The organism is Acidianus sp. HS-5, from assembly GCF_021655615.1.
Classification (GTDB): domain Archaea; phylum Thermoproteota; class Thermoprotei_A; order Sulfolobales; family Sulfolobaceae; genus Acidianus.
On record NZ_AP025245.1, the window covers coordinates 1,356,922 to 1,370,602 of the forward strand.

Sequence of the window (13,681 nt, forward strand, 5' to 3'; positions counted from 1 at the left end):
ACGAAAGAACATATTTGATTATGCTCACAGTAAAGAGTGTTAAGAGCAATGTATCAAATAGTTGTCATAAATAAAGCAGATTTCATTATTTTTATCATATTATTTTCTAATATAGTGATGATATCCCTTAGTTTATCTTGTGGAAATATAAAAGATCTAACACAACGCTTAGAAATTTCTAAAATTTTTCATAAAATTGACTATACAATCACATTAAATTCTTATAGATCATTATTAGCTGATGAGAATTATTTTTACTAATCAGATATTGGGTTCAACGTTTAGAGAGGGAAGGAGGTCAGAAAGCTTATTTTCCTTTATCTTAACATGACATATGGAACAATCTGAAAACATGACCAAAGTGATTGATGATCAAAAGGATTTTATTATCTCACTTTATAAAGAATTTATTCCAATAAGAGCTTTGGGACCTGAAAACGGCGGTCAAGGAGAATACGAAAGAGCAAAGAAATTGAAGGAAATTATGGAAAAATACTTTGATGACGTTAAGGAAATTGATGTTAAAGACGATAGAGTTCCATCAAAGATTAGGCCTAACTTAATAGGTACAATAAAAGGTAAAGACCAGAGTAAGACTTTATGGATAATAGCACATATGGATACGGTTCCAGAAGGTGACAGGACTTTGTGGAAATCTGATCCGTTTAGCGTTACTGTGGAAGGAGATTACATTTACGGTAGAGGAGTTGAAGACGATGGTCAAGCTATAGTTCTAGGTGTTACATTAGCTAAAATTCTAAAGGAATTAAAGCTAACACCTAAGTTTAATTTTTCCTTATTAATTTCGGCAGATGAAGAGACCGGAAGTAAATACGGAGTTTCTTATCTTGCAAAGAATTATTCGTTATTTGGCAATGATGATATAGTACTAATTCCAGACGCAGGGAACTCAGATGGCTCAATGATAGAGGTTGCCGAGAAAAGTATCCTTTGGTTGAAATTTACCGTAATAGGAAAGCAAGCCCACGCTAGCACTCCAGAAAAAGGAGTTAATGCTCACTTCCTCTCCATGATATTAGGTGTTACTCTTTATGAAGAGCTACACGAAAAATATGATGCTAAAAGCGAGCTCTTTGACCCTCCTACATCAACTTTTGAAATTACAAAGGTTGAGAAGAACGTGGAAAACGTTAACACTATTCCTGGAAAGCACAGTTTTTACATGGACTGTAGAATTCTTCCCCAATACGACGTAGACGATGTATTAAATACAGTCAATGAAGTCGTAAAGAGGTTCGAGGCTGAAAATAATTGTAAAGTTGAAGTGGAAATTGCAAATAGGGAAGATACAACAAGACCCACTGACGAGAATTCCGATACTGTAAAGATGCTTAAGAACGCTATAAAGGCAGTAAAAGGAATTGATGCGAAGACTATAGGTATAGGAGGAGGAACTTATGCCAAATACTTAAGGTCTTTAGGGCTGAACCCTGTAGTTTGGATGACATGTGATGAGACAGCGCACGAGCCTAATGAATATGTTAGAATTAGTTATATATTATCTGACCTAAAGGTAGTTTCAAATATGCTAGTGTAAAAAATAAGAAGGAGGGAACTTATTCCGGCGGTATTTCCTTAAATACTAATCCCACATCAACGCCTTTTTTCGAGTTTATTATTTTAGCAATATAATAAATTGCAAAACCTGAGCCGTACATTAGTATTAAGGATAATATTGTGGGCATATTGACGGGCAAAAGCACTGGGTTTCCCCATGTGATGTAAGTTATGTAAACTAAGAAGCCGAAAGTTGAAAATCCTATCAAACTTATTGCTGGGATTCCTAAAATTCTCTTTCTAACTATTACTGCGTTATTGAAAAGCTGCTTTTTAATGAAAGGCATTAAAGCTACTGATAAAGCGAATATAGCATAACTTATCTCGAATGCTACGGTAACGTCTACTAATGATAAGATGGGTAGATAAGCGTACATTATAACTCCTAATGCGGAAAGTATTGTTATTAGGATGATAGACTTTACAGGAGCGTTAAACCTCTCATCAACGTCTGCCATCCAAGAAGGCATTATCCTATCAAAAGACCAGGAAAATAAATACCTGGAGAGACCTACGACTAGAGGCGGTCCGCTATAATAATTAGGTAACCAAATTGCTATGAACATTATAATGTAAAGGATCGGGTTACCTAGCATAAGAAGTGCAAAGAAAGGAGTGAAATTTCCTATATTTGATAATTTGCAAATCAGCGGATTTGCAATACTCAGCCCGCAACAACACTTCTTATAATAAAGGTAAGAGTATGAATCAAGAAATCTTGAGCCGAAAGAGCTTAAGTTTATTTGTGTGAACAGGATGTAATAAATTGCTGAAAGTATGATAGCTACTACAATGGAGAGAAATACGTTAATTCTGACCTTCTTCATTTCTCCAGACCATGAGGCGGGAACGTTATACCAGCTGTAATAATACCACACTGCAGGAGAAGCTAGTAATGTTGCATAAATTGCTGGATAAAAGCTAAGTCCGTTGCTTTTTGCGTAAGATATAACGTTTTGAGTAGCGTTAGTAATTCCGCTAAATGAGGATAAAACATTGGAAAAAGCGGATGGATTTATTTGCAGCAGTGCAATAAACATTATAATGTTTGCAACTACGCTGATTATGCCCGTTATAAGGATAAATCTCCAGTGGAATCTTGTAGAAAAGGCAATCAAGGAAGTTATTAACGTGCCTACAAGGAGACCCCAGGCTATTTTTCCTATTTTAGAAGTGAAAAATGAACCTATTGAGAGTAAGTAAGAGGAATGGTAATAAAGTCCTAATCCCGTAAATAAATAGCCTATCCAGCTTGCGCCTAAATAACTGTAAAACCCTTGAGAAAGCACAAAAGCTATGAATAGACCCCAATAATTTGCGAAACCTACTGCAGGATGTATTGCCCTACTGTTAAATACGTAATCAGCTCCGGCTCTAGGCATTGAAGATGCTGCAACGTAGTATAAGAAAGCCATTCCTAGTGTTGGAACTAAAGTAATTAAGTAAGCTAAAGTCCAGTTAGCTCCTGGTGCCAGCCATAACCATGATATTATTAGGAGAGGAGTACCTCCAGTTACTAGAGCCCAATTTGCTAGCATTGACGACCATGGACTTACATCTCTTACCAGGCCGGAAGATTGACGTAAAAATACTTCCTTTGCCATTTCATAAAATCACAATAAAACGAATTTAAAAAATTATTTGGCGTTAGTCATAAAAATTTATTTTAATAATGCCTTAGAAATTCTTATGCTTTAGGCTGAGAGTTCTTCTTCTCTTCTTCTATACTTTCTAAATACTTTTTCAGAGAGTCTACATTTTCTTGGTGAACTGATTTCCTTCTCTTATCAACTCTCAATCCTAGCTTTCTAGCTTTTCCTGGAGTTAAATTTACAGCCTTAAGTTCTCCTACGCTGAATCCCTTTCCTTCTCTAGTAGTTTTTCTCCCGTTAGCGAGTTCGAAAGAATAATTAGGTCTCTTTATGATAGGAGATGGAGACATATTTCAATTTACTGTGAGGAGAATTTAAAATTGACTAATCTATTTTAATTGCTTTCCTTGATAGAGTTAAAAATCTTCTAGCGGATTCCTCATCTTCTACGTGTAACTCTACCGGAGCATCAAAAGGTAAGTCGTAAAAATCCATTGCTCTTATTAAAATGCTCTTAGAAAGATCTCTTCTTTCCTTTCCAGTTAATTTCCTCTTTACGACGATGAGGATATCTATATCACTAAGTACAGTTATTCTATCTTCTGCAACTCCACCTATTATGTAAACTTCTGCGTTAGGTTCTATATCGTGAACTGCTTTAGCAACTTCCTCTGCGTATTCTCTCCATCTCCTTAAGTGGGAAAACCTAAACTTAACCCAACTTGACATTTTTTGCCACCTCTTCAAGGAAATTGATCAGTTTTTCTGCTACGTCAATTAATTCTTTTGATTCATCACTATAATAATCTACATCCTCGTATCTGGAATCTATGTATGCGTTTTCAATTGAAATTAACTTTTCTCTTAATTCTCTGGTTATCTCATTTACATTCCTTGATGGTTCTTCATACCCATTTTCCTTTAGTAATTTAGATAAATATCCTAGTAACTCCCTTATTCCATGGCCTTCATATTCCTTTCCGAAGAGTTCAAAGATTATTGCCTTAATATAAAGTTGTAAAGCTTGCTCTACGTGGAACACAGCTGTATCATAATACCCTCCATTAAAATCGTTCTTTGCATCTGTTAAGAACCTTAAAGCCCTTCTCTTTAATCGCTGAACTCTATTTCCACTCACAAGTTAAAATTCACTAGAGAAATATTTAAGAACAAAATTGTTTGATAAGCGGAATATCTTGTGATATTCTTGAAAAGAATTAAATGTCATGTTATTCTTTTTGTGAATATAAGGACATGAACTTTCTTAAAGAAGAAAAGCTTAAAATTTACCGTATTAGGTTCACTACATGGAGAAAACATACGGCTTAATGTTGTTAGCCTTAATTTTAAGTACATCGGTCTACACATTCTCTTATTCAGTAATTTTGCCAACTCAATATTATGAGTACATGAAGATCTGTGCTTCACAGTACACTGCTTTAATTTATGCAGTTGGAAGTAACTGTAGCGTAAGAGTTATGGTACTTAACCAGCAAAACTTCGAATATTTCTCTTCAGGATTGAGTTACTCCTCCCTAGTGACCCAATGCGGTAATGAAGTCGTTAACGGAATATTGCTTAACCCCGGAGTATACTACTTAGTTATATACTCGCCTAAAGGTTATTCTAACGTTACGTACTCCTATTGTGAAATTCCAGTAAAGCTTACTAACTGCTCAACTCACGTAAGCGAGTATATAATTCTGCAACCCTTATATTATGAGAGAATTCCAGTTCATCTATCTACTTTAGGATCTCCTTCAACCCTTAGCTTACAAGGAATATCTAACGAAACAGTTTGTTACAAGATCTTAAACTGTGATGGACAGGACGTTTTCTCTTCTAGCGAGGTAACGCTTACGTTAAACGGAACATGCTCTTATTATAATATTACCCTACCTAAAGGAGAGTATTACTTATGCATTTACAATCCAACTAACTCTCCTGCTTTAGTCTATTTCTGTTATAGGCTTTATCCTCAATACGTTAATCCATTCTTAAGGTTTTCAGTGTTCCAGGGAGGAAACTATAATTATGCACCAACTGGGATTGCAAGTTACGGTGTAAGTAATACTTCCCCTTATGAAATAAAGTTCTCTTCATTAGCAGGATATTTTAACATATCCTGCATATTAGCTTATAATTCTTCTCAGAGTTTAGTAAAGCCTTGTGAGGTTTCACTACAACTTAATGCTGTCCTGGTAGTATGTAATGAGAATAATGAGACACAAATTTATTGGCCTCAAGACGTTATTTGGTTATATACCAATGATAGCATAGTAGTTTATCACGATAACGTGCTCAATTTTACAAATCCCATTGCGACATTAACTAACTCTTCAATAACATCACAAAACGGATATGTTTCACCTTCTAATAATAACAACGGTATTATTCAATATTACTACGGTAATTATAAATATGCACCTTATTTTGCGTACAACTTACCATTTTCAGGATTATTAATAATGAACGAGAGCGTTGTAAAAGGTCAAGGAGTCCTTATAACTATGCAAGTAGAGGTTCTCCAGAACGGGACGTCTGCAGTAATGCAGAGCGAAACTTTCGATAAGATATTGATTCACGATCCTTACGTAAAAGATGCATACTTCTTAGTCGACGGCAAGGAGTACACTCCCGCAGGTATACATGGTTACTTAGGTTCATTTTATGACGCTGAATTAATTTTAGGTGGTGGAGCCTGTGGAGAGATAACTACTTTTGAGAAGCTGAATGCAGTCCTTGGATTATATTACTGGAATGGAGATGAGTACGTTACGTTCCCATCATACTATACTTTTGGAGGAGACACTGCGGAGTCAACTTATAATGCTCACGTAACGCTGGAGAATAATGGAATGGTTAAAGTTTCGGTAGGGACGCCAGATTTTACATACCTAGGAAAAGTCAGTCAACAAGCCCTAAAGGTTTCCCCTTACGTTCCTAAGACGACTTCTTCACAGACAACACTGCCTCCCTCAACAACTCCATCATCAACCCAACCTTCTTCAGCAACGTCTTCCTCTTTAATCCTTTATATCATACCTGCTATGTTAATTATTATTGTAGCGATCATTATACTGGCTAAAAGGAAATAACGACGTACTGAATTATTTTTATTTTATAATTCTTTTTTCGTTTCCTCTATTTTCTTTAATTCCTCCTCAGTTAAGTGAGAGGATATCCAATCAAATCTCAACTCCTTAAGTAATCTTTTAATATCTTCAGCGTTAGCAGTGTTATTCTTCCACTCATCAAAAAGTTTCAAGGCCTCTTCAGTCATTTTCTGAATCCCTGGGTAATGCTTCTCAAGTTCTTCTGAAACTTTTAGCATGCAATTTTTAGGCACGGCACAGGGAGTATCTTTCCTATGAAGGTCGTGTTTCATTGCTAAGGATTGTAACATTCTCCTTAGTGACTTATAAGCTCTCCAAGCTGAGAGTCTTAATTCTCCTTTCTTTAACCTTTCAAAAGCTACTTTAAAGTCATTATAACTCATTTTTGCGTAAGTCTTCTCATCTCTTATTGGCATATAATAAGAGACTAGTTAGGAATTTTAAAGTTCAGCGAGTAATCGCTTCTTCACCTTTCCAGTCCCCAAAAAGTCATCATCTTATGATTATTTGAGTCAACTGTTTTAGGTTTAACTTCTGAGGAAAACTTCTAGACTACTGCAGTAGTACTTTGTATATGACTTCTTCAATGCCTACTAGTAGTAGTATTAACTTCATTAGAGATTTAATAAAGAAGTGCCTCGAAAGCCAAAATCCTGTTATGATACGACGTTGTTTTAATTCTATATTCTTTGAATTTATTTTGTTTCTGGCTCTTAATTCGCCTTATAATCGTCATCACGAGATTTTTAGGAAACAATCCGACGGTGTATTTAATGGAATAAAGGAGAGTGCTTTTCTAAATAAACAGTTAGGGCAAATTCTCGATAGTTGGAGTAATCTACCTAGTAAAGATAAGGGGAGAATTAGGGAAACTTTACTTAAACTTTCTATATATAGGACATTAGTTGATCACTATGGCGGTTTTGTGAATGAGATTGTTAATTTGGGGGGTAATAAGATAAGGTTAATAAATAACGTCATAAAAATAGAAAAGGATAAGGAAGCTAAAGTCGTGTTAAATAATTCATGCGTATCTATTCCAGATTCTTTAGATAACTCAGAAAACATATTAAAGGAAATATTAAAGGAAGTAAATGATTTACTAAACTTGTTTCAAGCTATTTAGCATCTCTAACGACATAGCCATACTTCTAATTCTTCCCGCGTATTCAGATACGTCTATATTAAACTTATGAAATTCATTAATTATTTCTTCCTTGATCTCTTTTAGATCATCTTCTTTGGCATCAGTAATTAGCCATAACCCGGGGTAAAAATAATCTAAGCTGCACTCAAATCCCTTCTCTCTTAACCTTACCATAAAATCTAGTAATATAAGCAATTCTAGGTGCGTATTATCATAGCCTATATCTTCTATTTCATCTTTCATAAAATCAACGAATTTACGGAAACACTCTCTTTTTTAATAATATTCAATTTTTTGATTTTATCAAATACTATTTCAATATACTTCAACTCCTTAGATTCGTTTAAGCTTAATATGAGAGGTTTCGTGTCTTTATCTGTTATTAGATATAGATATTCGAATAACGATAGAAGAGTTACTGAATAGAATAAATTGGTAATTTTGAATTTTTCCAAGATTCTAAAACTAAATTCACGGAAAACATGTTTATCCCATATAGTGAGATAAGTCATGCTGTAAAGATACTCTATAGCTCTCAGTAGGTCATATGCATCTTTACTTGCTTTCATAAGATCTTCAGCTATTGATTTGTAATCTATTGGAGGCGATTTTTGAAGAAAATAAGTTATAATTCCTCTTATCTTTTCATCCTTTATATCAACTTTCAGCAATTCATATATTTCGTCATTTTCACTCATGCTCTTATCACTTTAAAGTCTAATTACTCATTCTGACTTAAATACGTTAGATGTCTTTATCATTTTTAAAGAAAGGTTTAAATTAACATATTATCAATTTCAGCCTATGGAAACTGAATACGGTGTAAATAAGAGAGGAATTATAATAATGACTACATTCTCGCTCTTTTACGCAATGTTAGAGACTGGAATGGACTGGGATCCCAATCAAGGATTGTTGTCGATTTTCTCATTAACTTCTCAATATTTCTACAGATTCTTATATACCTCAATTTTCCTTTACCCATCATACATGGCTTCAAGAAAGCTTTTCTCAGCGTTAACAATATGGTATTTCATATACGGCTCTTTAACTGAGGATTTATTTTACTGGCTCATTATGCTTGAGCCTCCTTATAGCTGGTCATGGTTTTACCCAGTGTATTATTACATCCCTATTCCAGACGTAATAGAATTACTCCTGCTAGTTGTAATAGCTAAAAAGAAGAAGTTAGTTAGAGTAAATTTACTCTTCAGCAGGAGTAATACTTAGAATACTTGCTTAGTTAAATCAGACTCTTTATATGAGGTTACAAAAAGTTATTATCTACTAAATGTTTCCTAGATGTATGAATGTTTTTATATCAGTCTGACTCATTTTAAATTATGAAGACTAAAGCACGTGTAGGAAAGAAACTTACAATTCATATCCCTAAGGCTGTTGCTGAAGAACTTAACATAAAAGAAGGCGATATTCTTTCACTAAAAGTTAAGGATAATAAGATAGTTCTTGAACAGAACGATGCTATACTCCTTTCATTAAAGGGCAAAAAATTCGCCAAACTTACGATAGATGAGGTAGAAAAAATAAGCGAAGAGGAACAGAGGGGATATGAAGATTCTCATTGATACAACTTTCGTACTTCCTGCTTTAGGCGTAGATGTGGGAGAAGAAGTACTAAACCTTGTGAGGGAATTTTATAACCATAGAATTTACTTTACAGAGTTATCAATATTAGAGGCTATGTGGGTTATTAAAAGGCTAATGAAGGAAGGGATTAAAGTAGACTTTAAGATAGTAAGAGCTGGGCTAAAAAGTGTGAATAGTACTTACCACATCCTAAAAATACCATTATCTGCCTATATAAGAGCTGTGAGTGACAAAAAGCATAACGACTTAATAGATATGATACTTTATTATACTGCCAAGGTTTACAATCTTAAGTTACTTTCCTTTGATAAGAAATTAAAGGAGATTGATGACGAAAACATTGTTATAAATAAAATATGAATAACGACGACCATCACGCTACTGTAGTGGGTATTTTAACTCGTAAGGCTTCCAACCTAGGCTTTCTCTAAATTCATTAATATATTTAATAGCCTTCTCCTTTTCGTCTTCTGACATGTCTTTCTTGTGAAGTACTCCCATAAATAGGACATAAAGCCTAGCATTTATAACCTCAGGATTTAGGCCATAGTCCATGTCCTCCTTTAATTCATCTAGAATATCCTTAACTTGCTCAGCGGTTTCAAGCCCTTTTCCGTTAAAGTCCTTTACTTTCCTACCTAAGTAAAGCCTTCCTTTATCAACTACTATAGCCTTCCCGTTCTCGAAAGTAATCCTTCCTTTAAATACTCTATCGTAAAATTGCCATGCATCGGCAACTTCTGGTTCAAGTTGTTGGAGTCTAGTTAATACGTATCTCCTAATCTCGTCTGTTGATATCTTTTCTCTTTCCTTTACCTTTTCATCAATTTCCTTAACAATCTCCTTGGCAACTTCGTCTGATGCACCAGCCCTTATTAATGCGTTGTACAGCTTGTCTGAAAGGTATTCTTCCTCGTTTCCTGACCTTTTAATTACTTTAGCCATAGAAGAAGTAGAAGAGAGAAAGAATATATCTCTTATCATATTATAAGACTGTAATGAAAACTTCTTGGAAAGTCTTTCTTAATAACTCTTCCACGATCAAGACCTATTTTAAAGTCGGCTAAAAATCAGGATAAGTTATCCTTAAAATTTAATGTAAAATGAATAAAACATTGTATATATATGCATGGAATTTTTACTAAGGACGAATCAGCAAGTCTCAAGAAGATTTACAGTAGACAAATAAGAGAAAATATGAAGAGTTTAATACTCAAAGAGTTTTCATACTATGATAATCTAATTGAAACTGAGTACCTCTTCTTAAATTCTCTATTAATTTGCGATGCGGAACTGACCTGAATTATTATTAGTTGTCTTATACAATCTTCATGATTAGATAAAAATTTGAAAGCACAACTAGAGGTTAAACCTTAATTCGTTACTTAAACGGATTTCATTTTACTAGTTATTGACGACAGAGGGAATATTTTAGGAACTTTTGACAGTGAGGATGAGGCTTATAATTTTGCTAAGGAAAAATGAAAGAAGGCAAAGAAAATTAGAATAGTAGGTCCTGCAGAATTGTACATGAAATGAGGATAAAAATTGCAGTTGAACACGTTGAAGAATAGTTCCTGATAGATACTGGTTTTAGTTGGGATTTAAATTAATGGCGGTTAAGGGGGCGAAAATTTCCTTCCGTGCAGTAGATTTGAAATCATTTCACAAATATAAATTCAATACTTAGTATCATTTTTTCTTTATAAATAAAATTACTAACTTTATATTTTTCTAATATAACAATAATATTCCAGGGTTTATCTTATGGAAATATAAAAGATTTATCATAATGTTTGAAATTTCCAAAAATTTTCATAGAATAAACTACTTAATTGTATTAAATTCTCAGTAAACTATTTTTAGCCAATAATAATTATTTTTACTAATTAGATTTTTGATCTACTGTATATGGCTGAAATATATACTTATATTTATTAATTGCAAATTAAAATAGATATTGTGAGACTGAAATTGCTAAACGGAAATAAGGCAATATCATCTCTCCTAGTTGTTGTGGTTATCGTAGTGCTAGTCATAGGCGCTGTAGTAGCTGTGTATGTTATAAGTTCTATGTCGCACACTAAAACCTCGTCTAGCAATATCATTAGTTCACTATCAAATTTAAACCAACAAAAAACGTCTTCTACTCCATCCCCCTCTACTCCGTCTAATTTCCCATTATTACTTAAGCCTTGCCAAGCTCAAAGTGAACTTGGAGGGGCATGGAACATATGTCCACACGGAACTTTTTACGCTATATGGGACAGCTCTACGTCGACATTTGAATTAGTTGGTTATTGTGGCAACGAGGGCGAAGTAACGTCTGTAGGGCTACCATACGCTGTTAACGCCAGCGGAGCATCTATGGAATATGTTACCAGCATGGAGAGTAAAGTTGACGGGTCAACTGCACAAATATTTTCGGAATTAATCGTTTCTAACAAATCTAACACATATTCGGTTTCATCAGTTAATAATATAATGGGGTATAATTATACTATCTACATATCATCTTACAACGGCAAATATGGTGCTTTTGTTCTTGCTTCTAATGGCAGAAACTATTTGGCAATTGTTATCAGTGGATTACAAGTTAACCAGTCTCAGCTACTAAAAATTCTGGAGATCGAGATTGATAACTTTAACAGCTTCAGTTAATAATTTATATATATCATTTTTTATAATATAATTCATGGAACGAACTATTAAAGGTAGGAAATAGCTTATTCAGTATAAATATACGTTAACTAACTTAAATGATTGTAATTAATAAAAAGATTTTACCTTCTCTTTAATATTATAATTCCCCCAACTGCAATTGCGGCTATTATTACTATCATGATCGGTAAGTAACTTGTGTTTATTGATATTGACGGGCTAGTTGTTGAAGTTGGAGTAGTGCTAGTTATTGCAGTACTTGTGCTGTTGGTGGCAGCTGTGCTAGATGTACTCGTAGTACTACTTGTAGTTATAGTACTGGTAGTTGTGCTTGTAGTAGATGTTGGTGGCGTCGTAGTGCTTGATGTTTCTACCACATAGCAAGGTTTATATACGCCAGTATGTAATATTATGAATTCATTACTTCCATTGAGTACGTAAGTAACTCCATTAACCTCTATCTCCTTTGGAATAATTACTACACTACTTGCATTGTACCATCCTTTCACTGTTCCATTAGGTAATATTATGCATATGTAGTATTGAATTAAGTAATTTGTAGTAATATTATAACATCCACATGGTAAGATGAATTTATTAGGCATAGTTACGCCGTCGACATTTACGGATCTTAATATATACCTAGTTAGGTTTGATGTTAAATTGTTGGGAATACAAACTAATGCAGGTACACTAACTTCGTATGTTTTATTTGTATAATACTTAACACCGTTTATATAATAGAATGGAATCTCAGAATTTACTATAATTGAGGTCTCTTTCGGAGTAACCTCTTGATAACTCATTGTGAAATTTATATAGCTACCTGGGTACACGTCTCCTATTGCAGTTCCTTTAATACAGTCCAAGTGGAAGTATTTTTCTAATGCTATGAAGTTTATTCTGACTACTCCTTCAATGTTACACTGCGGGTAGAGATATGATATATTACCACACTTAATTTCATAGAACTTCATGACCTCTGTCTTCCCGTTAACTATTAAGGGAATATAAACTATACATGAGCTAGATTTCTTTATTGACGAGTATAGGAATAAATAAAGTGTAGAATTGGAGGTAACAATCTTAGCACCAAGGAAGTTTTCTCCACTATTTATGTGAAATTCTATCCTTGTTACGTTGAATATGCTTTTTACATATGTCATTGAGTCATTGCATTTAGACTCTACATTAATTGGGTTTAATGCTTCCGACATTTCTATCATTGAGTTCTTTGCAACGTAAGAAGTACCGTTAAAAGTGAGTACTCCATTCCTTAGAACTACAGGTATATGAGGTGTGGGTACTTTATGAGATTGTATTACAAACAGATTATACACTACTGCAACAGCCACAGCATTTTTCTCTGTGGAGACTGCAGCGTGATTGAATATTCCTATAAAGTATGGTTTATAATATCCCGCATTTTCGGTAAAGCAATTGACGAATAGCGTTACGTTACCGAATAGTGGAGTATAAGGTATATAGAATATATGGACTGGGCTTTTGTATACTCCGAATTCAACGTTAGATTCTGTCCCATTTATTATTACTGGGAATGTTACGTTATAGCAGAATACTGCGTCAGGCGGCTGAGCAGTAGGTGGTTTGTAAAAAGCTATGACTATAGAATTTAGCATGTCATACTGTCTGCATGAGCTCATGTTGCAGAATATCTTTAAGAAGACTCCAAAAGCCCCTTGTAAATTGTAAGAGTAGTCTACTGAAATTTCGTCATAGTATCCCGGTACTATGTAACCTATTGCCAATATGCTTTGGTTTGAAATTATTGTCATATCAGTAGGAGTAGTCGTTACGTTAACTTCAGATCCTCTTATATTGAAATACCATAGATTGCAATATATTAATCTAGTCTCATTGTATCCTACATAATTGTAATATTTTGTTGTTGGTACTAATTGTATAAATTTTCCTCCCGATATTATATGATGATTATGATGTTTCATACATATATTTAA

General features: G+C 34.1%; 16 protein-coding genes. 7 read left to right on the plus strand and 9 right to left on the minus strand.

Going from position 1 to position 13,681, the window contains the following annotated elements:
- Positions 1–334 precede the first annotated feature (334 nt).
- Complete coding sequence (locus tag HS5_RS07285) at positions 335–1,558, plus strand: M20 family metallo-hydrolase (protein ID WP_236750582.1); 1,224 nt, start codon at positions 335–337, stop codon at positions 1,556–1,558.
- A 19-nt stretch (positions 1,559–1,577) separates the two neighbouring features.
- Here the strand turns inward: HS5_RS07285 and HS5_RS07290 are convergent, their stop codons facing one another.
- The 4 genes from HS5_RS07290 to HS5_RS07305 form a co-directional block, all read right to left on the minus strand.
- On the minus strand, positions 1,578–3,182 hold the full coding sequence (locus HS5_RS07290; protein WP_236750583.1) for an APC family permease: 1,605 nt from the start codon (positions 3,180–3,182) through the stop codon (positions 1,578–1,580).
- Between the two features lie 83 nt (positions 3,183–3,265).
- Positions 3,266–3,520, minus strand: a complete 255-nt coding sequence (locus tag HS5_RS07295) for a 50S ribosomal protein L13e (protein ID WP_236750584.1) — start codon at positions 3,518–3,520, stop codon at positions 3,266–3,268.
- A gap of 34 nt (positions 3,521–3,554) precedes the next feature.
- A complete protein-coding gene (locus HS5_RS07300) occupies positions 3,555–3,899 on the minus strand; it encodes a nucleotidyltransferase domain-containing protein (RefSeq protein WP_236750585.1) in 345 nt (114 codons plus the stop codon).
- Complete coding sequence (locus tag HS5_RS07305) at positions 3,883–4,308, minus strand: HEPN domain-containing protein (RefSeq protein WP_236750586.1); 426 nt, start codon at positions 4,306–4,308, stop codon at positions 3,883–3,885. The genes HS5_RS07300 and HS5_RS07305 overlap by 17 nt, the downstream gene beginning before the upstream one ends.
- Before the next feature lie 169 nt (positions 4,309–4,477).
- Between HS5_RS07305 and HS5_RS07310 the strand changes: the two genes are divergently transcribed.
- On the plus strand, positions 4,478–6,268 hold the full coding sequence (locus HS5_RS07310) for a thermopsin (RefSeq protein WP_236750587.1): 1,791 nt from the start codon (positions 4,478–4,480) through the stop codon (positions 6,266–6,268).
- 23 nt (positions 6,269–6,291) lie between these two features.
- On the opposite strand, the gene HS5_RS07315 is transcribed toward HS5_RS07310, so the two are convergent.
- The gene (locus HS5_RS07315) at positions 6,292–6,702 is read right to left on the minus strand and encodes a hypothetical protein (protein WP_236750588.1); all 411 of its coding nucleotides are present in this window, start codon (positions 6,700–6,702) and stop codon (positions 6,292–6,294) included.
- A gap of 284 nt (positions 6,703–6,986) precedes the next feature.
- Between HS5_RS07315 and HS5_RS07320 the strand changes: the two genes are divergently transcribed.
- On the plus strand, positions 6,987–7,412 hold the full coding sequence (locus tag HS5_RS07320; RefSeq protein ID WP_236750589.1) for a hypothetical protein: 426 nt from the start codon (positions 6,987–6,989) through the stop codon (positions 7,410–7,412).
- Here HS5_RS07320 and HS5_RS07325 read toward each other — a convergent pair.
- Positions 7,389–7,676: a hypothetical protein gene (locus HS5_RS07325; RefSeq protein WP_236750590.1), complete on the minus strand. Its 288-nt coding sequence runs from the start codon at positions 7,674–7,676 to the stop codon at positions 7,389–7,391. The two genes, HS5_RS07320 and HS5_RS07325, sit on opposite strands and share 24 nt — an antisense overlap.
- Positions 7,673–8,131 carry a hypothetical protein gene (locus HS5_RS07330; RefSeq protein ID WP_236750591.1) on the minus strand — a complete coding sequence of 153 codons (459 nt, stop codon included), beginning with the start codon at positions 8,129–8,131 and terminating at the stop codon, positions 7,673–7,675. The genes HS5_RS07325 and HS5_RS07330 overlap by 4 nt, the downstream gene beginning before the upstream one ends.
- Positions 8,132–8,237: 106 nt before the next feature.
- Here HS5_RS07330 and HS5_RS07335 point away from each other — a divergent pair, with 106 nt between their 5' ends.
- The 3 genes from HS5_RS07335 (at position 8,238) to HS5_RS07345 (ending at position 9,401) form a co-directional block, all read left to right on the plus strand.
- Positions 8,238–8,663, plus strand: a complete 426-nt coding sequence (locus tag HS5_RS07335; RefSeq protein WP_236750592.1) for a hypothetical protein — start codon at positions 8,238–8,240, stop codon at positions 8,661–8,663.
- A gap of 113 nt (positions 8,664–8,776) precedes the next feature.
- The gene (locus HS5_RS07340) at positions 8,777–9,019 is read left to right on the plus strand and encodes an AbrB/MazE/SpoVT family DNA-binding domain-containing protein (protein WP_236750594.1); all 243 of its coding nucleotides are present in this window, start codon (positions 8,777–8,779) and stop codon (positions 9,017–9,019) included.
- The gene (locus HS5_RS07345) at positions 9,003–9,401 is read left to right on the plus strand and encodes a PIN domain-containing protein (protein WP_236750597.1); all 399 of its coding nucleotides are present in this window, start codon (positions 9,003–9,005) and stop codon (positions 9,399–9,401) included. The genes HS5_RS07340 and HS5_RS07345 overlap by 17 nt, the downstream gene beginning before the upstream one ends.
- 18 nt (positions 9,402–9,419) lie before the next feature.
- Here HS5_RS07345 and HS5_RS07350 read toward each other — a convergent pair whose 3' ends face one another.
- Positions 9,420–9,986, minus strand: coding sequence for an ATP cone domain-containing protein (locus HS5_RS07350; protein WP_236750598.1), 567 nt, complete (start codon positions 9,984–9,986; stop codon positions 9,420–9,422).
- A gap of 1,017 nt (positions 9,987–11,003) precedes the next feature.
- Between HS5_RS07350 and HS5_RS07355 the strand changes: the two genes are divergently transcribed.
- Positions 11,004–11,702: a hypothetical protein gene (locus HS5_RS07355; RefSeq protein WP_236750600.1), complete on the plus strand. Its 699-nt coding sequence runs from the start codon at positions 11,004–11,006 to the stop codon at positions 11,700–11,702.
- Positions 11,703–11,824: 122 nt separating this feature from the next.
- On the opposite strand, the gene HS5_RS07360 is transcribed toward HS5_RS07355, so the two are convergent.
- Positions 11,825–13,669: a hypothetical protein gene (locus tag HS5_RS07360; protein WP_236750602.1), complete on the minus strand. Its 1,845-nt coding sequence runs from the start codon at positions 13,667–13,669 to the stop codon at positions 11,825–11,827.
- Between the last annotated feature and the right edge of the window lie 12 nt (positions 13,670–13,681).